This window comes from Pantoea sp. UBA7232 (genome assembly GCF_002473195.1).
Lineage (GTDB): Bacteria > Pseudomonadota > Gammaproteobacteria > Enterobacterales > Enterobacteriaceae > Pantoea > Pantoea eucrina.
Window position 1 is genome coordinate 660,263 of sequence record NZ_DKTK01000006.1, and the last position, 24,622, is coordinate 684,884.

A 24,622-nucleotide genomic window follows, 5' to 3' on the forward strand; every position below is an offset into this window, starting at 1 on the left:
ATGCCCTCTGTCATGCGTGACGGAGGGCAGTTTTTTTAGTTATTAATCAGGCTCAAAAGCTTCAATAGGACCAGACTGGCGCAAAGAAGCGTAAACCGCCTCAATTAATTGCGGCTGGCGTCGATAACAGGGTGTCAAAATTCTTCCTGGAGACACCATGTTAAAACGTATCAACGTCGTTACCAGTCTGATCGCCGTGCTGCTGATTTTTGGCGCGCTGCAGCTGCTCTCGGGCGGCCTGTTCTGGTCAGCGCTGAACAAAGATAAAGAGGCGTTTGCCGTCGCACAGACCTCTACCAATAATGTTGCCGCTATGTCGGATGCGTGGATTGAGCTTAATCAGACCCGCACCGTGCTCAACCGCGCCATGCTGCGTATGCAGGGCAGTATGGCAGCGCAAACCAACGGCGGACAGCTCAATGCGCTGATTGCCCAGACGGAAAAGCAGCTGAGCGTGGCCGCAGAGCACTACCAGCGTTACTACAACCTTCCTTCCACACCGGGCCTGCCGGAAGCCTTAACCGAACGGCTGGAGTCTGACTACAACGCGTTTAACGACGGCCTGAAAGCGATGCTCGATCGCCTGAAAGCCAACGATCTGCAGGGTATGTTTGCGCAGAATATTGAGGCGCGCCAGGTCAAAATGAAAGCGACCTATGAAGAGTGGCGTACTGCCCAGGCGGAACTCGCGGCGAAAGGCGTCGTCCAGAACCAGCGCGCCTTTACCACTATGATGTGGCTGCTGGCCGCGGTGATGGTCGTGGTGATCGCGGTGATCGCGGGCTGCTGGTTTGGCCTGCGGGTGGTGCTGATCCGTCCGCTGCACGCGCTGCTGGGGCATATCCGACATATCGCATCCGGCGACCTGACCCAGCCGATTCAGGTGGAAGGACGCAATGAGATGAGCCAGCTGGCGGCCAGCCTGCATGAGATGCAGCAGTCGCTGGTGCGTACCGTCAGCGATGTGCGCGACGGCTCCGATGCGATTTTCACCGGTGCCAGCGAAATCTCTGCCGGCAACAATGACCTTTCCGCCCGCACCGAAGAGCAGGCGGCCTCACTGGAACAGACGGCTGCCAGCATGGAACAGCTGACCGCTACGGTAAAACAGAACGCTGAAAATGCCCGTCAGGCGTCGCAGCTGGCGCTGAGCGCTTCTGATACTGCCCGTAAAGGCGGTGACGTGGTGGAAGGTGTTGTGCGCACCATGAGTGATATTGCCGGCAGTTCAAAGAAGATTGCCGACATTATCAGCGTTATCGACGGCATTGCGTTCCAGACGAATATTCTGGCGCTCAACGCTGCCGTTGAAGCGGCACGCGCCGGTGAGCAGGGCCGCGGCTTTGCTGTCGTGGCGGGTGAGGTGCGCAGTCTGGCACAGCGCAGCGCTCAGGCGGCGAAAGAGATCAAAGGGCTGATCGAAGAGTCGGTCACGCGGGTTAACGCCGGTTCGCAGCTGGTCGGTACCGCCGGTGACACCATGAGCGATATTGTCGGTGCCGTCACGCGCGTCACCGATATCATGGGCGAGATCGCCTCGGCGTCAGATGAACAGAGTCGCGGTATTGATCAGGTGGGTCACGCGGTCACTGAGATGGATCGCGTGACGCAGCAGAACGCCGCTCTGGTCGAGGAGTCCGCCGCCGCCGCCGCATCACTGGAAGCGCAGGCGAGCAGGCTGAGTCAGTCGGTTGCCGTGTTTCATATTCCGCGTACTGCAGCGCCGGCCGCTCAGCGTCTGACAGAGAGCAGAAAACCGCAGCCGCTGCGCAGCCCGGCGCGCAAAGCCGCTACCGCCGCCCCGGCCAGCGATACGAACTGGGAAACGTTTTGAGGGATTTTACCAGGTCGGCATAAATGCCGACCCTGCATGCTTATACACTGCGCATTCACGGCTAATCAGACACCGGCATGAATGCCAGCCCGTTAATCCCGCAGGGAGCGCATTAATGCGCTCCTGGCCCGGTCTGCCTTACTGCCACCTCTGCACCCAACGCATAAACTGCGTGCCGCGTGCATAAAGATCCCCTCATCCACGCCGATAACTACAGCGATCCGCCAACCAATGAGGTGTTTATGTTTAGTCGTATTCGTGTTGTTTCCGGCCTGCTCTGCGTGCTGGCGCTGTTTGCGCTGCTGCAGCTCTTTTCCGGTGGGATGTTCTTCTCAACGGTAAAAGCTGATAAAGATAATTTTGCCTATAACCAGCGCCTCAGTACCCTGCAGCGCGCCATGGGCACCTCCTGGGTATCGCTGGTGCAGGCGCGTAATACGCTAAACCGCGCCGGTATTCGCTATTTACAGGATAGCCAGATGGCAGGATCGGGGGCCACGGTGAAAGAGCTGGTTGCGCTCGCCAATGAGGAGCTGCAAACCGCCGATGCGGGCTTTGCCGATTTTAATGCCAGCCTTTCGGAGCAGGGCAAAAGCGCTGCGAACGTGCTGGCGCTGCAGGCCAACTATAAAGCCTACCGCGATGCGCTGGCTGAGCTGGTGGTTTTCCTCGGCTCAGGCAACTTCAAAGGGTTTGTCGATCAGCCTACGCAGAGTCTGCAGGACAAATTTGAAAAGGATTACAACGCCTGGCTCACTACTAATCTGGGCCTGGCGCAGCAGGGCGTTGACGCCAATGAGAGCGCATATCGTCACGCCATTATGCTGGTGCTGGGCACCCTGCTGGTGACGCTGCTGGTGATTATGCTGGTCTGGAGCGGAATGCGCTCAGCGCTGATCCGGCCGCTGAAGCAGAGCATTGAACATATCCGCCACATTGCACGGGGCGATCTGACCCAGAGTATTGACGTCAGCGTACGTAACGAAGTGGGCGATCTGCTCAGTTCGCTGGCAGAGATGCAGCAGGAGCTGGCGCGCACGGTGCGTACCGTACGCGATGGATCTGACGCTATCTATACCGGCGCGAGTGAAATCGCGATGGGCAATAACGACCTCTCTTCCCGTACCGAACAGCAGGCAGCTTCGCTGGAGCAGACGGCTGCCAGCATGGAGCAGCTTACCGCCACGGTGAAACTGAATGCAGAAAATGCACGTCAGGCCTCGCAGCTGGCGCTTAACGCCTCAGAGACCGCGCAGCAGGGCGGCAAAGTGGTCGATGGCGTGGTGAGCACCATGAAAGATATCGCCGGCAGCTCGAAGAAAATTGCGGACATCACCAGCGTTATTGACGGTATCGCATTCCAGACCAATATCCTGGCGCTGAACGCTGCCGTAGAAGCGGCACGCGCCGGTGAACAGGGACGCGGGTTTGCGGTGGTTGCAGGTGAAGTGCGCAGTCTGGCACAGCGCAGCGCTCAGGCGGCGAAAGAGATCAAAGCGCTGATTGAAGACTCTGTCAGCCGCGTTAACACCGGCTCGGTGCTGGTCGAAAGCGCAGGTGAAACCATGAGTGAGATCGTCAGCGCCGTAACGCGAGTGACCGATATCATGGGTGAAATCGCCTCCGCCTCCGATGAGCAGAGCAAAGGTATCGACCAGGTGGGCGTGGCCGTGACGGAAATGGACCGGGTAACACAGCAAAACGCCGCGCTGGTTGAAGAGTCTGCGACGGCCGCTGCCGCTCTGGAAGAGCAGGCCAGCCGCCTGAAACAATCCGTTGCCGTGTTCAATATTGGTAAAGAATTTGTCGCGCAGGCCGTTAACGTATCTACAGCGTTAAAAAAGGTATCGCCGGTTGCGCAAAAAGCGCTGGCACCCGCTACTGGCGCACGCGGCGCTGATGATAACTGGGAAACCTTTTAATGCAGCCGGGCCGCTTTGGGCGGCCCGCTTACCCGGTAAGTACCGGCAGCAGCGTAGCAATCAGAGAACTATCACTTAACAGTTTGTTGCCGGATGGCCCGAGATGAAGAAATCGACGTTCCTCGATCAAAATGAGCCGACCACGCTGCTTGCGCAGATGGTACAGCGTCTGCCGCTTTCCGATACGCACTTTCGTCGTATCAGCCAGCTGATCTATCAGCGCGCGGGTATTGTCCTGGCCGATCATAAGCGTGAGATGGTCTACAACCGCCTGGTTCGCCGGCTGCGGACGCTGAATATCGACGATTTCGGCCGCTATCTGGCGCTGCTTGAACAGGATCCAAACAGCGCGGAGTGGCAGGCGTTTATCAATGCGCTGACCACTAACCTGACCTCGTTTTTTCGCGAAGCGCATCATTTCCCGATCCTGGCAGAACACGCCCGGAAACGCAGCGGCAGCTACAGCGTCTGGAGTACGGCCGCGTCAACCGGCGAAGAGCCCTATTCCATTGCGATGACGCTGGCTGAAACGCTGGGCACCGGACCTGGCAAATTTCAGGTTCACGCCAGCGACATCGACACGCAGGTGCTGGAGAAAGCGGTAGCGGGCGTCTATCGCCAGGAGGAGCTGCGCACGCTGTCGCAATCGCAGCTGCAGCGTTTCTTTCTGCGCGGCACCGGCCCGCATGAAGGCATGGTGCGCGTCCGCCCTGAGCTGGCAGGTATGGTGCACTACTCGCAGCTTAATCTGCTGGCTAATGAGTGGGCGCTGCCTGGCCCGTTTGACGCTATTTTTTGCCGCAACGTAATGATCTACTTCGATAAAGAGACTCAGGAAAAAATCCTGCGCCGTTTTGTTCCGCTGCTGAAGCCGGGCGGAGTACTGTTTGCCGGGCATTCAGAAAACTTCAGCCAGATCAGCAAAGAGTTCTGGCTGCGCGGGCAGACCGTGTATGGGCTGACTAAGGAAAGACGATGAGCAAAATCACCGTGATGTGCGTGGATGACTCGGCGCTGATGCGCCAGCTGATGACGGAGATCATCAACAGCCATCCCGATATGGAGATGGTTGCGACGGCACCGGACCCGCTGGTAGCGCGGGATTTAATCAAACAGTACAACCCGCAGGTGCTGACGCTGGATGTTGAGATGCCGCGTATGGATGGTCTCGACTTTCTGGAAAAACTGATGCGTCTGCGGCCGATGCCGGTGGTGATGGTCTCCTCTCTCACCGGTAAGGGTTCGGAAGTCACGCTGCGCGCGCTGGAGCTGGGCGCGGTGGATTTTGTCACGAAACCGCAGCTGGGGATCCGCGAGGGCATGCTGGCTTACAGCCAGATGATCGCCGACAAAATTCGCGGCGCGGCGCGGGCGAAGCTGCATACGCGCACCGTGTCGCCGGCGCCGGTCACGCTGAAAGCGGGTCCGCTGCTCAGCAGTGAAAAGCTGATTGCGATCGGCTCGTCCACCGGCGGTACGGAAGCGATCCGCCATGTACTGCAGCCGCTGCCGGCGACCAGTCCGGCGCTGCTGATCACGCAGCATATGCCGCCGGGATTTACCCGCTCGTTTGCCGAGCGGCTGAACAAGCTCTGCCAGATCACCGTGAAAGAGGCGGAGGATGGCGAACGTATTCTGCCGGGTCACGCCTATATCGCGCCAGGCGCAATGCATATGGAGCTGGGGCGTAGCGGAGCGAACTACGTTGTAAAACTTAATGATGGCCCGCCGGTTAACCGGCACAAACCCTCTGTGGATGTGCTGTTTCGCTCGGTGGCCGTCAATGCAGGACGAAATGCAGTGGGCGTCATTCTGACCGGGATGGGAAATGACGGCGCGGCCGGGATGCTGGAAATGCATCGCGCAGGCGCCTGGACCATCGCGCAGGATGAAGCCAGCTGTGTGGTATTTGGCATGCCGCGCGAAGCAATAGCGATGGGCGGCACCAGTGAAGTGGTCGATCTGGGCCACATCAGCCAGCATATGCTGGCAAAAATTAGCGCCGGACAGGCATTGCGAATTTAACGAGCCCGTCCTGCCGGACGAGACAACACAGGAGTAGATATGGCTGATAAAAATATGCGCTTTTTGGTAGTGGACGACTTTAACACCATGCGTCGCATCGTCCGCAACCTGCTGAAAGAGCTGGGTTTCAATAACGTTGAAGAAGCCGAGGATGGCGTTGATGCGCTGAATAAACTGCGCGCAGGCGGCTTCGACTTCGTGGTCTCTGACTGGAACATGCCAAACATGGATGGCCTGCAGCTGCTGCAGACCATTCGCGCCGACGCCACGCTGAGCAAGCTGCCGGTGCTGATGGTAACGGCAGAAGCGAAGAAAGAGAACATTATTGCTGCCGCTCAGGCTGGCGCCAGCGGCTACGTAGTGAAACCTTTCACCGCCGCCACGCTGGAAGAGAAGCTGGGTAAAATATTCGAAAAACTGGGCATGTAAGGAGATGTGATGAGCGACCTTCCGAAATCAACTGAAGAAGCCTCGGCACACGACATTATTGTCCGAATTGGCTCGCTGACGCGTATGCTGCGCGACAGCCTGCGTGAACTCGGGCTGGATCAGGCGATTGCCGAAGCCGCAGAAGCGATCCCGGATGCCCGCGATCGTCTGGATTATGTAGTACAGATGACGGCGCAGGCAGCAGAACGCGCGCTGAACAGCGTGGAAGCGTCACAGCCGCATCAGGATAAGATGGAAGCGGGCGCCACGCAGTTAAAAGGGCGCTGGGATGCGTGGTTTGAAAACCCGATTGAGCTTGCTGATGCGCGCGAGTTGGTTTCGGATACGCGTGAGTTTCTCGCTGAGGTGCCGCAGCACACGTCATTCACCAACAAGCAGCTGCTGGATATTATGATGGCGCAGGATTTTCAGGACCTCACGGGTCAGGTGATCAAGCGCATGATGGATGTCATCCAGGAAATTGAACGGCAGCTGCTGATGGTGCTGCTGGAGAACATGCCAGAGGCAAACGCGGCGGCGCGCAAAGAGGCCACCAGCCTGCTGAACGGCCCGCAGATCCACGCTAATGCCCCTGGCGTGGTTTCCAGTCAGGATCAGGTTGATGATCTGCTGGACAGCTTAGGTTTTTAACCGCAGCGCAGAGACAGGCACCCGGTCTGTCTCTGCACTGCTCTGCCATACGCCCGCACCGCTTTCCGTAAATCCTCCTAAATTGCCTGCAGAATCAGCAGAGTGTGATAAGGTTAGATCTGCCGTTTTGTGATCGCCGTCTACTTTATTACCGAAACGATAGCTGATTTTATGTTGCCACTGCTTATCCGCACACTTCTGCCATTCTGCCTGACTGGCGTAGCGCTGCCTGCGCTGGCGCTGACGACCGCTACCCGCGTGGCTGACGCGCCCTTTACCGATCCCGCTCACTTCCGGCAAATGGCTGATGACCTGCCGGCGCTGGGCTATAACGCTGATAGCGACGTCTTAAGTAAAAAACTGGCGACCATCGCAAAGAGCATCGGCGAAGCGAGCCAGAACGGTGACAGTGAGACGTCGCTCGGGCAGCAGGCCGGGATCTGGGCGTTTAATCACTTTCGCGATGAGGTGGCCACCCGGGTGGCGGATGAAGGGCAGCTGCTGCTGTCGCCTTACGGTCAGGCGCAAATCGATCTTAATGTCGACATGGAAGGTAACTTCAGCGGCAGCGGGGCGTCGCTGCTGACGCCGTGGGCCGATCGCTATAACTATCTGACCTTCAGCGAGCTGGGCGTGCATCAGACGGATAACGGGCTGATTGGTAATGCTGGCCTGGGTCAGCGCTGGGTGGCGGGCAACTGGCTGCTTGGTTATAACGGATTTGTCGATCGTATGTTCGACAGCGGGCTGCAGCGGGCATCAGTGGGTACGGAGGCCTGGTCTGACTTTTTGCGCTTTTCAGCCAACTACTACACGCCGCTCTCAGGCTGGCGCAACCGCAATCCGTTTCAGCAGCAGCGGCTGGCGCGCGGTTATGACGTTACCACGCGCGGCTATCTGCCGTTTTATCGTCAGCTGGGCGTCTCCGTTAGCTGGCAGCAGTATCTGGGCAACAATGTCGATCTGTTCAACTCCGGCAACACGTATCACAACCCCTCTGCGCTGACGCTGGGCCTCTCCTATACGCCAGTGCCGCTGGTCACCGTTTCCGCCAGCCACAAAACCAGCAGCGAAGGGGAGAGTCAGGATCAGCTCGGGCTGCACCTTAACTACCGGTTCGGCGTGGCGCTCAGCCAGCAGCTCAGCCCGGATAACGTTGCAGCCACCCGTTCGCTGCGCGGCAGCCGCTACGATACGGTGACGCGCAGCTCGACGCCGGTTCTGGCTTTTCGCCAGCGAAAAACCTTCTCTGTTTTTCTCGCCACGCCGCCGTGGCAGTTGAATCCTGGTGAGAGTCTGTCGCTGAAAGTGCAGATCCGCAGCGCGAATCCGGTACGTAAAGTAAGCTGGCAGGGCGACACGCAGGCGCTGAGCCTGACGCCGGGGACCCGGCCTGACGATCCGCAGGGCTGGAGTATTATTATGCCCGCCTGGGACACGTCGCCAGGCGCAACGAATCACTATCGTCTGTCGGTAACGGTTGAAGACAGCAAACAGCAGCGGGTGACGTCAAACTGGATCGATCTTCAGCTGCAGCCGCCGGTGGCACTGGCGCCACAAAACCAGGACAGCTTCGATATCATGGCGCCCTGATCGCCCCCGTGCGCGAAGGCGCTTTTTCGCACCACGATAGCGCGTGCTGCGCTGCCAGCGCGCGCCATCTGCCCTGTTATGGCGAAATATTTGTTGTGCGATCACAAAAGCAACATTTCCTTCCATAAATGCATAAATCCGCTAAATAATTTGCTGCCTTAGCGGCGGCGCAACCGTAATATTCACTTTTTATGCAAAATAAGTGAATAGCAGCCTGCCGTAACCCATTGAAATTTCGTCGCTGACTCCCTTTTATGCATTATTCCCTCTGGCTGGCACGCTTGCTGCACCTTATAGTCGGGCTGCTGATTACGCACTCTTAACAATTTTAAAACAATAGCTTCACCCGGGGTGAGGCAGGAGATCCGGCTATGTCACTGCAGGTTACACGTCACGATTTTGATCAATGGATGATGCCGGTCTATGCACCCGCAACCTTTATACCGGTACGGGCTGAAGGATCGCGGTTGTGGGATCAACAGGGCAAAGAGTATATCGATTTTGCTGGCGGGATCGCAGTGAATGCGCTGGGTCATGCACACCCGGCGCTGCAGCAGGCGCTGACAGAGCAGGCGGCAAAGCTGTGGCATACCGGCAATGGCTATACCAACGAGCCGGTATTGCGGCTGGCAAAACAGCTGATTGATGCCACCTTTGCCGACCGCGTTTTCTTCTGCAACTCCGGCGCTGAGGCGAACGAAGCTGCGCTTAAGCTGGCGCGCAAAGTGGCACACGACCGTTTCGGCGATCAAAAAAGCGGCATTGTGGCGTTCACTAACGCTTTTCATGGCCGCACCCTGTTTACGGTGTCGGCTGGCGGCCAGCCCGCCTATTCGCGCGACTTTGCGCCGCTGCCGCCGGCCATTCAGCATGCGCAGTTTAATCACCTGGAATCGGCCGCCGCGCTGATTAACGACAACACCTGCGCCGTGATTGTTGAACCGATTCAGGGCGAGGGCGGCGTCTTACCTGCCGATGCAGCCTTCCTGCGCGGCCTGCGGGAGCTGTGCGACCGCCATCAGGCGCTGCTGATTTTTGATGAAGTGCAGAGCGGTGTGGGACGCACCGGATCGCTTTACGCCTATATGCACTATGGCGTTACGCCGGATGTGCTGAGTACCGCAAAAGCGCTGGGCGGCGGCTTTCCGATTGGTGCCATGCTGACGCGTGAGGATCTGGCGCAGGTAATGGGGGTGGGCACCCACGGTACCACTTATGGCGGTAACCCGCTGGCAGGCGCGGTAGCGGGTAAAGTGCTGGAGCTGGTCAACCAGCCCGCTTTTCTCGCTGGCGTGACCGAGCGGCATCAGTGGTTTGTTGATCGGCTCCAGGCGATTAACCAGCGGCTGCCGGTGTTTAAAACTATTCGCGGCCTCGGGCTGCTGATTGGCGCCGTACTCAACGACGATTTCGCCGGAAAAGCCAAACAGTTCAATCTCACGGCCGCCGAAGAGGGCGTCATGGTCCTGATTGCCGGTGCCAGCGTCGTGCGCTTTGCGCCCGCGCTAAACATCAGCCAGGAGGAGGTGCAGCAGGGGCTGGCGCGTTTTGAGCGCGCCTGTGAACGTATTCTCAGAGGAGCCACATCATGATGGTGATCCGCCCGGTTGAACATGATGACCTGGCGCAGCTGCTTCTGCTGGCGGGTAAAACCGGCGGCGGCCTTACCTCGCTGCCGGAAGACAGCGCCACGCTGCAGGCGCGTATTGAGCGTTCACTGCTGACCTGGCAGGGGGCGCTGCCGCGCGCTGAACAGGGTTACGTCTTTGTGCTGGCCGACAGTGACGATAACCGGGCCGTGGGGATCTGCGCGATTGAAGTGGCGGTCGGGTTGCAGGAGCCGTGGTACAACTTTCGGGTTGGCACGCAGGTACACGCCTCCAGAGAGCTGAACGTGTATGCCAGCCTGCCAGTGCTGTCGCTCAGCAACGATCACACCGGCAGCAGCGAACTCTGTACGCTATTTCTCGATCCCGACTACCGCGACGGCAGAAACGGCTATTTACTCTCTAAATCACGCTTTCTTTTTATGGCGAACTTCCGCGATCGCTTTATGCGCAACGTGGTGGCAGAGATGCGCGGCGTCAGCGATGACAGCGGTCATTCCCCTTTCTGGGAGAGCGTGGGCAGCCATTTCTTCTCTATGCCGTTTCGCCAGGCTGATTTTCTTAGCGGTACCGGTCAGAAAGCGTTTATCGCAGAGCTGATGCCGAAACATCCGCTCTATATTCACTATCTCAGCGAGGCAGCGCAGCGCGTCATTGGTGAAGTACACCCGAAAACGGCGCCGGCGCGCGCGGTGCTGGAAGCGGAAGGTTTTCGCTATCAGAACTATGTCGACATCTTTGATGGCGGACCGACGCTGGAGTGTGAAATTGATCGTATCCGGGCCATTCGCAAAAGTACGCTGCTGCCGGCAGGCGCCGGTGACGCGCAGGCGCACTGGCCGCTCTGCCTGGTCGCTAACAGCAACTATCAGCAGTTTCGCGCCACGCTACTGCCGGTGGATATCGCCGCCGGTCACGTCTGCCTCAGTGAGAGCCAGCGTCAGGCGCTGCGCTGTGAATATGGTGATGCGCTACGGGTTGTAACACTCTGCCGTGAGGAGAAACAGGCATGACGCACTTTATTAATAATCAGTGGCTGCGCGGCGACGGTGACCTCTTCACAAAAGCCGATCCGGTCTCAGGCGAACAGCTGTGGCAGGGCAACGCCGCCTCTGCGGCTCAGGTCAGCGCCGCCTGTGCGGCAGCCCGCGCAGCGTTCCCGCACTGGGCGCGCCTGCCGTTCACGGCACGTCAGGCAGGAATTGAAACCTTTGCCGCGCTGCTGGAGCAGCATAAGGTGGAGCTGGCGGAGATCATCTCACAGGAAACCGGCAAGCCGCGCTGGGAGACGCTGACGGAAGTGCAGGCGATGATCAATAAAATTGCCATTTCAGTGAAAGCGTATCACGCCCGTACCGGCGAACAGCAGTCGGGTGAAAGCGCACTGCGCCATCGTCCGCACGGTGTACTGGCGGTATTCGGGCCCTATAATTTTCCGGGGCATCTGCCAAATGGCCACATTGTGCCCGCGCTACTGGCAGGAAACTGCGTGGTGTTTAAGCCGAGCGAGCTGACGCCGCTGACGGCGGAACGCACCGTGCAGCTGTGGAAGCAGGCAGCGCTCCCGGCGGGGGTCATCAATATGGTGCAGGGCGGACGGGAAAGCGGCCAGGCGCTGGCACAGGCAGAGCAGATTGATGGCGTACTGTTTACCGGCAGCGCGGCTACCGGGTATCACCTGCACCGGCAGTTTGCCGGCCAGCCGGAGAAGATGCTCGCGCTGGAGATGGGTGGCAATAATGCGCTGATTGTGGAAGATCCGGCCGATATTGATGGCGCCGTACATATCGCCATCCAGTCAGCTTTTATTTCTGCCGGGCAGCGCTGCACCTGCGCACGTCGCCTGCTGGTAAAACGTGGCGCGGCGGGCGACGCGTTTCTGCAGCGGCTGGTGGCTGTCAGCGCCCGGCTGCAGCCCGCAGCGTGGAATGCTGAGCCACAGCCATTTATGGGCAGCGTCATTTCGCCTGCGGCGGCCGGACAGATCTATCAGGCGTGGCAGCAGCGCGTGGCGCTGGGCGGTGAAGTGCTGCTGAATATGCAGTGGCCGGATCGCCAGCGCGCACTTATTACGCCAGGCATTATCGATATGACCCATGTAAGTGCGCTGCCGGATGAGGAGGTGTTCGGACCGCTGCTGCAAATCATCCGTTATGACGACTACAGTGAGGCGATTACGCTGGCTAACGCCACGCGCTATGGCCTCTCATGCGGTCTGATCTCACCGCAGCGGGCGCAGTTTGATCAGCTGCTGCTGGAGGCGCGCGCCGGTATCGTCAACTGGAACAAGCCGCTGACCGGTGCGGCCAGCACCGCGCCGTTTGGCGGCATAGGCGCCTCCGGCAACCACCGCGCCAGCGCCTGGTACGCTGCAGATTACTGCGCCTGGCCGATGGCAACCCTGGAGAGCAGCAGTCTGGCCCTGCCCGATACGCTCTCGCCGGGTCTCGATTTCTCTGCTCAGGGAGCGCGCCATGAACGCAGCTGAAGTCAATTTTGATGGACTGGTTGGCCTGACGCACCACTACGCGGGCCTCTCATTTGGTAATGAGGCGTCAACCCGCAATCAGCTGCAGCCCTCTAATCCCAGGCTGGCGGTGCTGCAGGGACTGCGCAAAATGAAAGCGCTGGCCGATCTCGGCTATCTGCAGGGCGTGATCCCGCCGCACGAGCGGCCTAATCTGCCGCTGCTGCGCCAGCTCGGTTTTTACGGCAGTGACGCGCAGGTGCTGGCGCGCGCTGCGCAGCAGGCGCCGCAGCTGCTCTCAGCCGCCAGTTCAGCCTCGGCGATGTGGGTTGCCAACGCGGCCACCGTATCGCCCTCGGCAGACAGCGGTGACGGACGCGTTCATTTTACCGTTGCCAATCTGAATAATAAGTTTCACCGGTCCATTGAAGCACCGGAAACGGCTGATCTGCTGCGGGCGATCTTCCGCGACCCGCAGCGTTTCTGCGTGCATGACGCACTGCCTCAGGTGGCGCTGTTTGGTGACGAAGGAGCCGCGAATCACAATCGCTTCGGGGCGCGCTACGGCGACGCCGGCCTGCAGCTGTTCGTCTATGGACGCGAAGGGCAGCACGCCGGCATCACGCCGGAACGCTATCCGGCGCGCCAGACGCTGGAAGCGAGCAGAGCGGTCGCGCGTCTGCATCAGCTTGACGAGGCGCGCACGCTCTTCGTGCAGCAGAACCCGGCGGTGATCGATCAGGGCGTTTTCCATAACGACGTGATTGCCGTCAGTAATCAGCAGGTGCTGTTCTGTCACGAAGAGGCTTTCGTCAATCAGCCTGCGTTGCTGGAGCAGCTGGCAGAGCGGGTGCCGGGGTTTACCGCCATCGTGGTGCCGCGCGCGCGCGTATCCGTCAGCGACGCGGTGGCGACCTATCTCTTCAACAGTCAGCTGCTGCAGCACCCCGATGGCGGTATGCGGCTGATACTGCCTGAAGAGGCACGGCAGCATCCGGGCGTCTGGGCTTATCTGACGGAGCTGGCAGAGAGCGGCGGACCGATTCGGGAGCTCACGGTATTCGATCTGCGTGAAAGCATGTGCAACGGCGGCGGGCCAGCCTGCCTGCGCCTGCGGGTTGTGTTGACGGCAGAAGAGCAGCGGGCGGTCAACCCGGCGGTAATGATGAACGAGCAGCTGTTTACGCAGCTCAGCCAGTGGGCAGAACGCCACTATCGCGACTATCTCACGCAGGCGGATTTAGCCGATCCGGCGCTGCTGCAGGAGGGGCGTGACGCTCTGGATGCGCTGACGCAGCTGCTGAAGCTGGGCAGCGTCTACGCCTTTCAGCGCTGAGGCTGAGGCAGGATTAAGGAGAAAATATGCGCAGTTTTTTACAGCAGACGCTGGCGGGCACGCCGCCTGCCGTCACGCAGGGCGAGACAGCTTATCTGCGCTGGCAGTGGCAGGCGGAAGGGATCCTCTCGCTGACGCCGCTGACGCACTGCGACCGGGCGCTGGTGCTGTCAGCCGGGATCCACGGCAATGAAACCGCGCCGGTGGAGATAGTGGAGCAGCTGCTGGCGCCGCTGCTTAGCGGAGAAAAACCGCTGGCGGTGCGGCTGCTGGTGATACTGGGTAATCCGGCGGCGCTGCGCAGCGGCCGTCGCTATCAGCAGTACGATCTCAACCGGCTGTTTGGTGGCCGCTGGCAGCGGGTCAGTGAAACCAGTGAGGCACAGCGCGCCCTGCAGCTGGAACAGGTGATGGAGCGCTTCTGGCGCAGCTGCCACAGGCAGACGTCGCGCTGGCATCTTGATCTGCATACCGCTATTCGCGGCTCTTATTATCCACGCTTTGCCGTTATGCCCGCGAACGCGCGACCGTGGCCGGATACGTTTATGCAGTGGCTGGCCGCAGCTGAGCTGGAGGCGCTGGTTTTTCATCGTGCGCCGGGCGGCACCTTCACCCACTATAGTTGTGAGCATCATCATGCGGCGAGTTCGACGCTGGAACTGGGTAAGGCGCTGCCGTTTGGTGAAAATGATCTCGCGCAGTTCAGGGCAGTGCAGCGGGCACTCGCTGCGCTGCTGGAGGGCGAAACGTGGCCGCAGCCGCATACGCAGCCGCGGCGCTATCACGTTTCACAACAAATCACCCGTCAGGGAGAGGGATTTACGCTGCATATGAGCGCGGACACGCTGAATTTCACCGCGTTTCCCCAGGGCACGCTGCTGGCAGAAGAGGGCGACACGCGCTATTACGTACAGCAGGCGCGGGAATATGTACTGTTTCCCAATCCGCAGGTGGCGCCGGGATTACGCGCCGGGCTGATGCTGACGGAAGAGAACGCACAGATGCCGGCGCAATAAACGGCTGCAGCATGGCTGACGCCTGATGGCGTCAGCCATGCTGATAGCGATCGCTTAACATTTTGCTTTCCCGGCGCGGGCAAACTCATTACACTCCTCCTTAATTCCTGCCATTTTCCCGCTATTGTCATACTTTTTTGCATTTTCTCACGTAATTCTTCGCAATCTCTCCACGATTGCACGATATCTATCTTCTATGCTTTCAGGGCTTTACTCAGGTTCTGAGTAGTTGACGTTCAGCGTCGTATGCTTGTTTCCGAAGACGCGACACAGGCTGTCGTCATATAACTGACAAGAAAGGACAATATTATGCGTAAACTGACTTCTGTTTTTCTGGCTACCGCAATGGCACTGGGTGCCGCCAATATCGTCCACGCTGCGGCCGATAACCTGACGCCACCGCCGGCCGGCACTGAAAAGCCGATGCATAAGCCGATGCGTCATCACGGTATGGAGATGTTCAAAGGCATTACTCTGACCGATGCGCAGAAAACACAGATCCGCACCATCATGCAGGATGGTCATAAAGAGATTCAGCGCCCGTCGCCGGAGGCGCGCCGCGCGAACCATGCCATTATTGCCGCCGACAGCTTTGATCGCAGCAAAGCGGAAGCACAGGCTGAGAAGATGACCGCAAACGCCAAAGAGAATGCGGTACGCATGATGGAAACCCAGAACAAAATCTACAACGTACTGACGCCGGAACAGAAAAAGCAGTACAACGCCAATTTCGAAACGCGCCTGACGGAAAAAGCGCCACACGATGGTAAAATGCCACCACCGCCTGCTGACGGTGAGTAAACACACACCGTGATCGATCCGGATTAAGACCGCCGGCGCTGTTCAGGGCAGAGTACCGCCCTGAACAGCGTCGGCGGTTTTTTTTATAGTTCTATCAGCGGGAACTCGCCGGAAAGCAGCGGACGGCAGAGAATTTTATAGCCGTCGTGATCAAACCCCTGGCGCGCGCGCTGCAGCTGGCGCGCTTCCGCTTCAGTGGCAACAGAACCCAGCCAGAACCAGTGATCGATCACATGGATTTGTGTCATCTCAGCGCCGCGCTCCACCATGCCAACCGGGCCTTCCCACGGCCAGCACACCACGCGAAAGCGTTCCAGCCCCTCGCGGAGCCGCTGCTGGTGCGCTTCAACACTCTCTTTTCCGCAGCAGGCGCCGGCACAGCGCTTCAGTGCTGCGCGAAAGCAGCCGCGCCCTGGCCGCAGGCTCTCCAGCCCAAGCAGGCCGTGACAGAGCTGCAGCTCATCGGCCATGCTTTTAAGCTTCTCCAGCGCGGCAAAACGGCTGCGAAACAGCCCGTAGAGATCGGGTGAACGAGAGAAATCGACATCTTTTGCATAGACCACTTCCGGCGCGCCTTCTCCCAGCTGAAGTGAGCAGAGCTGACGATTTTTGCGCAGGCGCTTATTAAATAACGGCTGCTGCGTTTTAATCATCTGCGCTTCCAGCAGCTGCGCGCCAATATCGCCGGCGGTGGGGATCCAGCTTACGCGCCGCGCCTGACGCAGCATGCTCGCTTCATCCGTGGTGCGAAAATGCGCCATAACCCGGCTGCGCAAATTAATGCTCTTGCCGATATAAAGAGGCAGATTTTCACTCTCGCCGTGAAAGGTATAGACGCCAGGCACTTTAGGCAGCCCTTCAAGCCACTGGCGCAGGTGTTCGGGATATTGATAGATTGCCGCCGCGTCAAAGTCGAGGCGATGGCTGGTTGCTCGTCTGACCAAAGAATGCTCCGCTTACTGGTTTTGTATACAGTGTATCAGCGTGCTGCTTTTATCGCCAGTGGCAAGCGAGGCGCGACTCTCTCTCCGCAGAGGGGGAGTCGCAGGGAGGGGCTACTTTTTCCAGTAGTCGTCAAACACAGTCACCGGCATACGGCGCTTATGTTCGGTTTTGGTGTACCAGCCCTCGATAATTTTCGCCGATTCGGCATTGATGGTTTTGCCTTCCAGATAATCATCGATCTGCTGATAGGTTACGCCAAGCGCCACCTCATCCTGCAGGCCGGGACGATCGTCTTCAAGATCGGCCGTGGGATGTTTCATCCAGAGGTGCTCCGGGCAGCCCAGCGCCTTCAGCAGCTGTTTACCCTGGCCTTTGTTAAGGCGAAAGATCGGGTTCACGTCGCTGCCGCCATCGCCATATTTGGTATAAAAACCGGTCACCGCTTCCGCCGCGTGATCGGTGCCCAGCACGATACCTTTGGTCATGCCGGCGATGCTGTACTGCGCCTTCATGCGTTCACGCGCCTTTTCGTTACCGCGGACAAAATCTGACAGCGCAATACCCGCTTCCTGCAGTGCGCGCTCGCTCGCCAGCACCGCCTCTTTGATATTCACCACCAGGGTACGATCGGGCTGAATAAACGCCAGCGCATCCTGACAATCCTGCTCGTCGGCCTGTTTACCATACGGCAGGCGCACGGCAATAAAGGTGTACTCTTTATCGCCGGTCTCATGACGCAGCTCGCTGACCGCCATCTGCGCCAGCTTACCGGTCAGCGTTGAGTCCTGCCCGCCGCTGATGCCCAGCACCAGCGTTTTCAGAAAAGGATGCGCTTTCAGGTACGCTTTCAGGAAATCGACGCTGACGCGGATCTCCTGCTGCGGATCGATAGCGGGTTTAACACCAAGGGCCTGAATAATTTCCTGCTGCAGTGACATGAACCTCTCCTCAAGTCAGAAGCCTGACGGCATGATGCGTAACATCAGCTAAAGCTAACGCCTTGGCCGCAAAACAACAAGCCAAACGGCGACTGGCGCAGACGGTTTGCTGCTGAATCAGGCGCTTTCAGGCCGCTGCGCCAGCAGGGTAAACATCAGGATTGCCAGCATAAAGCAGCCGAAAATGGTGGCGCTCATGCTGATAACCGAGGTCCCGCCCACGCCGCTAACCGGCACGCTGATGGCGCCCAGCGTAAACATGGTGACGCCGATAACCGCAGAAGCACTGCCGGCGCGGTGCCCCTGACTCTGCATCGCCAGCGATGCGGCGGTGGTTGCGATTACACCGTTACTGGCAATAGAGAAAAATAGCGCCACCAGAATCACCGGCAGGGCGGCGTCGCTCAGCGCGGCGGTCAGCAGGGTGGCGGAGGCGACAAATGCCAGCGCCAGCCCGCCCTTAAGCACCCGGTATTCGCCCCAGAGCGGACAGAGCCGTGCGCTGGTTTGTGAGGCGATAATCAGGCCGCACCCGTTGGCAGCAAAGCAGAGGCTGAACGCCTGAGGCGAGAGGCCGTAGATCTGCTGCAGCACAAACGGTGAGGCGCCGATATAGGCAAACATGCCTGACATCATAAAGCCCTGCGTCAGGCAAAAACCCATAAAGGGCCGATGCGTAACGACCTGGCCCAGCGCCGCCCAGGCGGAAAACAGAGAGCCCTGGCTACGGCGTGCAGGCGGCAGCGTCTCATGCAGCTGCCAGCGCGCCAGCAGAATCAGCAGAATGGCGATCGCCGCCAGTACGAGAAAAATGCCGCGCCAGCTCATGATTGTCATCAGCGCGCCGCCCAGTACCGGCGCTCCCACCGGTGCAAGGCCGTTGACCAGCATCAGCAGCGCAAAAAAGCGCGTCAGCTCGTGTCCGCTATACATATCCCGGGCGATAGCGCGCGACAGCACGGCACCGCCAGCGCCAGCCAGCCCCTCAAACAGGCGGGCAATCAGTAGCGAATGGATATCTTTTGCCAGCGCGCAGCCGACAGAGGCAATAAACAGCAGCAGCAGCGACAGCAGCAGGGGCCGGATGCGGCCAAATTTATCGCTCATGGGACCAAATAGCAGCTGTCCCGCCCCGAGGCCCAGCAGGCCGGCAGTCAGACTGAGCTGAGCGGTGGAGGTCTGCGTGTGCAGATCGCGCGCCAGTTCAGGCAGCGCGGGGAGATAGAGGTCGATACAGAGCGGTCCGAGCGCCGCCAGAAGTCCGAGCGTGATGGCGTAAACCAGCCGGTTAGGGTGTACAGATGTCATGGGGCCTCTGAGCCGGGTAAAAAGTTAACCGCGCGATTATACGGAGCAGGGCGCAGCAGCACAGCTTTTTTACTCCGGATATATTGCGATGAACGCATCTAAAAGCGTCGCCACCAGGTTGATAAATCTGAATTTGTGTTCCAGGCTTATTCCGACATGGACAAAGTATGAGGAACAAAAAATGAATAAAGTGCTGGGATGTATCGCTGCCGCTATGACGCTGGCTGCTCTGTCTGGTTGTACCACTTACGATCGCGCGGAAAGTTATGTCACCAAACCGGTGGTAAAAGATGTTAAAAAAGGCATGACGCGTGAACAGGTGCGTCAGATTGCGGGTCCGGCTTCGACCGAAGTGACCATGGCGCACGCGCGTGGCACCTGCCAGACTTACGTTATCGGCGAGCGCGATGGCAAAATGCAGACCTATTTTGTCAGCTACAACGATACCGGTCGCGTGATGAACTACGGCTTCCAGAGCTGCAAAGAGTACGACACCGATCCGCAGGTTGCGCAGTAACTCTTTTTTGCTGAATAAAAAAGGGCCCGTCTGAGACGGGCCCTTTTTCATGCTGAAGTCAGCGCTTAGCGATGCGCCAGTTCGGCGTGCTCATCGCTCTCCAGAATTTTTTTGTCGGTCTGACCCAGCCAGCGGCTGGTCAGCGAACCGGCCGTCATTGAACCGTTCACGTTGAGCGCGGTACGGCCCATATCAATCAGCGGCTCAATGGAAATCAGCAGCGCGACCAGCGTCACCGGCAGCCCCATTGCCGGCAGCACAATCAGCGCAGCAAAGGTAGCACCGCCGCCCACACCGGCTACGCCAGCGGAACTCAGGGTGACGATCCCGACCAGCGTGGCGATCCAGACCGGATCAAACGGGTTAATACCGACAGTAGGAGCAACCATCACGGCCAGCATTGTCGGATAGAGTCCGGCACAGCCGTTCTGACCAATTGTGGCACCGAAGGAGGCGGAAAAGCTGGCAATCGCTTCCGGCACGCCGAGACGGCGCGTCTGCGTTTCCACATTCAGCGGAATGCTGGCCGCGCTGGAGCGGCTGGTGAAAGCGAAAGTGATCACCGGCCATACTTTGCGGAAGAAGCGCAGCGGATTGATGCCGTTGATCGACAGCAGCAGCGCATGCACGCCAAACATAATCGCAAGGCCAAGATAGGAGGCGAGAACAAAGCTGCCCAGCTTAACGATATCGTGCAGGTTAGAGCCGGCGACCACTTTGGTCATCAGAGCCAGTACGCCATATGGCGTCAGCTTCATGATCAGGCGCACCAGTTTCATCACCCAGGACTGCAGCGTATCAATCGCGGCCAGTACGCGTTCACCTTTCACTTTATCATCGCGCAGCAGATGCAGTGCAGCGACGCCGAGGAAAGCAGCAAAGATAACGACACTGATAATGGAGGTCGGGTTCGCGCCTGCCAGATCGGCAAACGGGTTTTTAGGGATGAAAGAGAGCAGCAGCTGCGGCGTGCTGAGATCGGCGACTTTACCCGCATAGTTGCTCTGAATAGCATTCAGACGCGCGGTCTCCTGCGCACCCTGCACCAGCCCTTCAGCGCTGAGGTGGAAGAGGCCGGTCACCATCACGCCGACCAGCGCGGAGATAGCCGTGGTAAACAGCAGTACACCGATGGTCAGCACGCTGATTTTGCCCAGCGAGGAGGCGTTATGCAGACGCGCCACCGCGCTCAGTATTGAGGCGAATACCAGCGGCATAACAATCATCTGCAGCAGCTGTACATAGCCATTACCGACCAGATTAAACCAGCCGATCGAATCCTTAACCACTGCGCTGTTTTCGCCATAAACCGCCTGAAGCGCCAGGCCAAACAGCACGCCCAGCACCAGGCCGGTCAGTACGCGCTTTGACAGGCTCCAGCTCTGGTTGCCAATGCGGTTAAGCAGCACCAGCAGAGCGGCAAAGACCACTATGTTGATAATAAGAGGGAAATCCATACTTAACTCCAGAAAGATGCCGTCCTGCAAAGTGCAGGCGGCATAGCGTAACGTAAATTTCTATCAGAGAATGTCAGGGATGTTAGCAGCACAATTAAGTGCAGGCTTATACCCAAAAAGTATGGGTTATAACTTTTTGTTTAATATGGCGTAATTATTATCCGTTTAGCGGATTAATTAACCGGTTCACGCTGGATTGCAGTGTATCAAACAGCTGCTGCGGCCAGCCGTTTGCACCAAAATCAGGCATGCCAGCCGGAAACCAGAGCGCCGCAACCACCAGTCCCAGACAAAGTATCCGCTCCAGCTGATTACCGCTCTGGCTTCTGAGAATAGGCAGACGAAAGCGCCAGCGGCAGGGCCACAGCAGCGGAACGCCAGCTGGCGTCAGCATGTCAGCCACGATATGGCTCAGGTAGCCCAGCGTCAGTCCCTGCAGCACATCCGCCGGCAGAAACCAGTCTGCCGGCACGTTCACTTTAAACAGCCACAGGCTGATAGCCACTGCCAGCAAACTGTGGGTAAAACCGCGATGTCCAAACGCCCGCGCGATGGGCTGAGAGAGCCAGCGAAAACGCTGGCCCAGCGTGGATCGGGGGTGGTCGATATCCGGCAGCAGGCAGGTCAGCAGCGTAGCGGGAACCAGATGCCACCAGTCCGCCGCAGCCAGAACCGGTGTCAGCTCAGCACGCTTGGCAAAAATAGCGCTGGCGATAGCAAAAATTACATGGCCTTCGGCCGTCATGATTAAATCCGGATACAAAACTGTCAATGCATCCAGTATAGGGATTTATCCAGTAAATGAGAACGGTGACGCTGTAACGAAGAGTGAATTATTTTCGCGCTGGCTGACCGCTGTATCAGACTGCGCCATACACCCTGCGGTCAGTTAAACAGATGCTCTGCGCGCAGTTCCGTCAGGCTCGGCAGCCGCACTTCTGCCAGCGCCCAGCGGGCATCCGCGTAGTGTGCAGCCGCAGGCACCACAATAGAACGCATGCGCGCCGCTTTACAGGCGATCATGCCGTTGAAGGAGTCTTCCAGCGCCACACAGTTAAGCGGATCGATATCAAGCGCCGCTGCCGCATTCAGATAGACCTGCGGATGAGGTTTGCTCAGCGGCAGCGCTTCAGCGGAGGCGAGGGCGGAAAAGCAGGGCCGCAGCCGGAACATCTCCAGCACCCGCTCCAGCATGGCCAGCGGCGAAGCGGAAGCGAGCGCAATCCGCAGCCCCTGCTGCTGACAGAGCTGCAGCGCCTGATCGACACCGGGCAGCAGCGGCTGCTGCGCTTCGATCAGCGATAGCGTACGATCGATAATACGCGCCGTGACGTCGGCCTGAGTCGCACCCTGCCACGGCTGTGCCTCATACCACATGCGTACGGTCTGATCGATGCGCAGGCCAAGCGTGTCAGGCAGCTCCGCGCGACGACTGACGTCAACGCCAAGGCTTGCCAGTACCTCCATCTCAGCCTGATCCCACAGCGGTTCAGAATCAATCAGTAAACCATCCATATCAAAAATAGCGGCGTACACCGGACGACGATAGCGCATGACAATATCCTTCTTAGCGGTTTGCGCCACCTTATCACGCCAGAGTGCGAAAACAAGGACGCGACAGGTAACGCATTTTTCAGGAAAAAATCGCCGACTGCAGGTAGACTTAGGGCAAAATAATTATCTGTATAGGGAAGTCTGCATGACATACCAACAGGCTGGCCAGGTCGCCATCCTTAAGCGCGTGGCTGGCTGGATCATTTTCATTCCGGCACTGCTGTCGACAATTGTTTCCATGCTCGGTTATTTATATCAGCACAGCGTAAAGCAGCCCGGACTGGATGCCGTATTGCTGGATTTTATCCATGTCATGGTGGACATGCTTAAGTTCAATACGTCGTTTCTCAATCCGTTCTGGCACAACTCGCCGGTGCCCGATTTTCACGGCGGGGCAAATATCGGTTTCTGGATCGTTTATGCGCTGATTTTCATCGGCATGGCTTTACAGGCATCGGGTGCGCGCATGTGGCGCCAGTCGCGGCATGTTAAAGAGGGCATTGAAGATCAGCTGATTCTGGAGCAGGCAAAGGGCAGCGAAGGCCGCACGCGCGCGCAGCTTGAGGAAAAAATCCGCGTCCCGCACCACACTATTCTGCTGCAGATTTTTCCGCTCTATATCCTGCCAGTAATTATTGCTGTTGCCGGCTACTTTTTACTGACGCTGCTGGGCATGCTTTAAATCATCAGGCCGGTCTGGCCCGATCCTGCGCCAGTTTGTCGTCGCTAAGCAGCTGACTGACGGCAAACTGCGCCTCCTCCTGCCACTGGCCGGAAAAAACGTTCGCGCGGTTCAGCAGGTAATAGAGCTGATATACAGGCTGGCGTTGCGAAAATCCCTCTGCCAGCGGCCACTCTGCGTGATAGCCCTGCATGATCTCACGCGGCAGTTCATGGTAATAACTCAGCATCGCCAGGTCGCATTCGCGGTCACCCCAGTAGCAGGCAGGATCGAAAATCCATGGCCCGCTGCTGCTATCTGCACAGTTGGCAGGCCAGAGATCGCCATGCAGTAGCGAAGGCTGCGGATGATGATGAGCCAGCGCCTGCTGAACGCTGTCAATAATCTGATTCATGTCACCATAGGTTACACCGCGTTCCGCTGCCAGCTGCAGCTGCCAGCCGATACGCTGCTCCGCAAAAAACAGCGACCAGCGCCGCAGCCAGCTATTGGGCTGCAGGGTAGTGGTAATATTATTATCGAAATCGAGTCCGAACTGGCGCTGCTCACTCCATTGATGCAGGCGCGCCAGCTGCTGCCCGAGCTGATAACCCGCTTCCGCGCTGAGCGGCTGCGGCGGAATATACTCCAGCAGAAGAAAACTGGCGTCGCGCGTGCTGCCGACGCCGTAGACGGTCGGCACCCGGACTGTCTGCGTGCGCGCCAGCAGACTGAGCTGATCGGCCTCCCAGCGGAACAGGTCCAGCCGGTCATGGGTGTTGCACTTGACGAAGACATCCAGATCGCCGTAGCGGATACGCCAGGCGGGATGGATATCCCCGCCGGGCAGGGGCTCGCGCTGCGTAATCTCTGCTGGCTGAGTCTGTTCGCTTAACAGGCGGCTGATGGCTGACCACATGGCGGGCTCCTCGTTAATCGCGATATCGCTGCAATTGTAGCGCGCAAAAAATAGGCAAGGCCAGTTTTACCGGCGGCCTCAGACAGGGTTCTGCAAAAATTGCTGCAGCGTTGTAACCTTTGTCTGCGGAGACTGATGCAATGCCACCTCTGCAATACGCGCAGCCTGCTCCGAAACCGCTTCAGGCGTCAGCGTGCTGACAATGCCGAAGCTGTTGGTTCCCAGTTCATGCGGATGTCCTTCAGCATCGTGCAGGGTGGTGCTATATCCGCTATTGACCATAGCGCTGGTCAGCGATTGAAGATCGCTTAGCCCCGACTCCTGATAGTGGAAAGTGACAACGTAACTCATAACGTCCAGCGTGCTCATTTTCTCACCTCACTGTAACCAAACAGATTTCAGCGTAGTCCACCCCACAGCTGAGAGCGAATTTTGTTCAGTTGCAGCGTAAGGCTGTGTCAGCAGCGGCAAAATTCCTGATAATTGCGGGCTGTTATTTCTCTGAACGGCACCTATAATGCGCGCCGTTAGTGAACGCGTCTGCAACGTATCATGCTGGTTGATGCAGGGAACGGCCTGATGCCGCCTCATAATTTTTTACAAAACTTACAGTAAATTGCATTGATTGCCGGTAAAAACGCT

General features: G+C 58.4%; 23 protein-coding genes. 15 read left to right on the top strand and 8 right to left on the bottom strand.

What is annotated here, in order from left to right:
• The first annotated feature begins 157 nt into the window (after positions 1-157).
• The 13 genes from B4056_RS06540 (at position 158) to spy (ending at position 15,681) form a co-directional block, all read left to right on the top strand.
• The gene (locus B4056_RS06540) at positions 158-1,834 is read left to right on the top strand and encodes a methyl-accepting chemotaxis protein (RefSeq protein ID WP_071668764.1); all 1,677 of its coding nucleotides are present in this window, start codon (positions 158-160) and stop codon (positions 1,832-1,834) included.
• Between the two features lie 242 nt (positions 1,835-2,076).
• A complete protein-coding gene (locus B4056_RS06545; protein ID WP_039385812.1) occupies positions 2,077-3,756 on the top strand; it encodes a methyl-accepting chemotaxis protein in 1,680 nt (559 codons plus the stop codon).
• A 103-nt stretch (positions 3,757-3,859) separates the two neighbouring features.
• A complete protein-coding gene (gene cheR / locus B4056_RS06550; protein ID WP_039384010.1) occupies positions 3,860-4,735 on the top strand; it encodes a protein-glutamate O-methyltransferase CheR in 876 nt (291 codons plus the stop codon).
• The gene (locus B4056_RS06555) at positions 4,732-5,781 is read left to right on the top strand and encodes a protein-glutamate methylesterase/protein-glutamine glutaminase (protein ID WP_039384011.1); all 1,050 of its coding nucleotides are present in this window, start codon (positions 4,732-4,734) and stop codon (positions 5,779-5,781) included. The genes cheR and B4056_RS06555 overlap by 4 nt, the downstream gene beginning before the upstream one ends.
• Positions 5,782-5,820: 39 nt before the next feature.
• Positions 5,821-6,210 (top strand): chemotaxis response regulator CheY, encoded by a 390-nt coding sequence (cheY, locus tag B4056_RS06560; RefSeq protein WP_039384013.1) that lies wholly within the window; start codon positions 5,821-5,823, stop codon positions 6,208-6,210.
• Positions 6,211-6,219: 9 nt separating this feature from the next.
• Complete coding sequence (gene cheZ, locus B4056_RS06565) at positions 6,220-6,861, top strand: protein phosphatase CheZ (protein ID WP_039384014.1); 642 nt, start codon at positions 6,220-6,222, stop codon at positions 6,859-6,861.
• 171 nt (positions 6,862-7,032) lie between these two features.
• The gene (locus B4056_RS06570; RefSeq protein ID WP_071668915.1) at positions 7,033-8,454 is read left to right on the top strand and encodes a YchO/YchP family invasin; all 1,422 of its coding nucleotides are present in this window, start codon (positions 7,033-7,035) and stop codon (positions 8,452-8,454) included.
• 371 nt (positions 8,455-8,825) lie between these two features.
• On the top strand, positions 8,826-10,046 hold the full coding sequence (locus B4056_RS06575; RefSeq protein ID WP_288654149.1) for an aspartate aminotransferase family protein: 1,221 nt from the start codon (positions 8,826-8,828) through the stop codon (positions 10,044-10,046).
• Positions 10,043-11,074, top strand: a complete 1,032-nt coding sequence (gene astA, locus B4056_RS06580; protein ID WP_039384017.1) for an arginine N-succinyltransferase — start codon at positions 10,043-10,045, stop codon at positions 11,072-11,074. The genes B4056_RS06575 and astA overlap by 4 nt, the downstream gene beginning before the upstream one ends.
• Positions 11,071-12,549 (top strand): succinylglutamate-semialdehyde dehydrogenase, encoded by a 1,479-nt coding sequence (gene astD, locus B4056_RS06585; protein ID WP_094111908.1) that lies wholly within the window; start codon positions 11,071-11,073, stop codon positions 12,547-12,549. Before astA ends, astD begins: the two co-directional genes overlap by 4 nt.
• Entirely contained in the window at positions 12,536-13,864 is a 1,329-nt protein-coding gene (astB, locus tag B4056_RS06590; protein ID WP_039384020.1) for an N-succinylarginine dihydrolase, read from the top strand. The genes astD and astB overlap by 14 nt, the downstream gene beginning before the upstream one ends.
• 26 nt (positions 13,865-13,890) lie before the next feature.
• Complete coding sequence (astE, locus tag B4056_RS06595) at positions 13,891-14,880, top strand: succinylglutamate desuccinylase (protein ID WP_288654153.1); 990 nt, start codon at positions 13,891-13,893, stop codon at positions 14,878-14,880.
• A gap of 309 nt (positions 14,881-15,189) precedes the next feature.
• Positions 15,190-15,681, top strand: coding sequence for an ATP-independent periplasmic protein-refolding chaperone Spy (gene spy, locus B4056_RS06600; protein WP_288654155.1), 492 nt, complete (start codon positions 15,190-15,192; stop codon positions 15,679-15,681).
• An 83-nt stretch (positions 15,682-15,764) separates the two neighbouring features.
• Here spy and cho read toward each other — a convergent pair whose 3' ends face one another.
• From cho to B4056_RS06615, 3 genes are all read right to left on the bottom strand, one after another.
• Complete coding sequence (gene cho, locus B4056_RS06605) at positions 15,765-16,625, bottom strand: excinuclease Cho (RefSeq protein ID WP_039384025.1); 861 nt, start codon at positions 16,623-16,625, stop codon at positions 15,765-15,767.
• Between the two features lie 111 nt (positions 16,626-16,736).
• Entirely contained in the window at positions 16,737-17,564 is an 828-nt protein-coding gene (nadE, locus tag B4056_RS06610; RefSeq protein ID WP_039384028.1) for an ammonia-dependent NAD(+) synthetase, read from the bottom strand.
• Positions 17,565-17,681: 117 nt separating this feature from the next.
• A complete protein-coding gene (locus B4056_RS06615; RefSeq protein WP_288654159.1) occupies positions 17,682-18,872 on the bottom strand; it encodes a multidrug effflux MFS transporter in 1,191 nt (396 codons plus the stop codon).
• A 181-nt stretch (positions 18,873-19,053) separates the two neighbouring features.
• Here B4056_RS06615 and osmE point away from each other — a divergent pair, with 181 nt between their 5' ends.
• Entirely contained in the window at positions 19,054-19,389 is a 336-nt protein-coding gene (gene osmE, locus B4056_RS06620; protein WP_039384034.1) for an osmotically-inducible lipoprotein OsmE, read from the top strand.
• 65 nt (positions 19,390-19,454) lie between these two features.
• Here the strand turns inward: osmE and B4056_RS06625 are convergent, their stop codons facing one another.
• From B4056_RS06625 to hxpB, 3 genes are all read right to left on the bottom strand, one after another.
• Positions 19,455-20,846, bottom strand: coding sequence for an L-cystine transporter (locus B4056_RS06625; protein ID WP_071668767.1), 1,392 nt, complete (start codon positions 20,844-20,846; stop codon positions 19,455-19,457).
• 157 nt (positions 20,847-21,003) lie between these two features.
• Positions 21,004-21,591: a metal-dependent hydrolase gene (locus B4056_RS06630; protein ID WP_094111905.1), complete on the bottom strand. Its 588-nt coding sequence runs from the start codon at positions 21,589-21,591 to the stop codon at positions 21,004-21,006.
• A gap of 140 nt (positions 21,592-21,731) precedes the next feature.
• Positions 21,732-22,400: a hexitol phosphatase HxpB gene (gene hxpB, locus B4056_RS06635; protein ID WP_094111904.1), complete on the bottom strand. Its 669-nt coding sequence runs from the start codon at positions 22,398-22,400 to the stop codon at positions 21,732-21,734.
• 145 nt (positions 22,401-22,545) lie between these two features.
• Here hxpB and B4056_RS06640 point away from each other — a divergent pair, with 145 nt between their 5' ends.
• Positions 22,546-23,082, top strand: a complete 537-nt coding sequence (locus B4056_RS06640; RefSeq protein ID WP_039384049.1) for a YniB family protein — start codon at positions 22,546-22,548, stop codon at positions 23,080-23,082.
• A 4-nt stretch (positions 23,083-23,086) separates the two neighbouring features.
• Here the strand turns inward: B4056_RS06640 and B4056_RS06645 are convergent, their stop codons facing one another.
• Complete coding sequence (locus tag B4056_RS06645; RefSeq protein ID WP_094111903.1) at positions 23,087-23,980, bottom strand: fructosamine kinase family protein; 894 nt, start codon at positions 23,978-23,980, stop codon at positions 23,087-23,089.
• Between the two features lie 78 nt (positions 23,981-24,058).
• Positions 24,059-24,349 (bottom strand): type V toxin-antitoxin system endoribonuclease antitoxin GhoS, encoded by a 291-nt coding sequence (ghoS, locus tag B4056_RS06650; RefSeq protein WP_039384054.1) that lies wholly within the window; start codon positions 24,347-24,349, stop codon positions 24,059-24,061.
• Between the last annotated feature and the right edge of the window lie 273 nt (positions 24,350-24,622).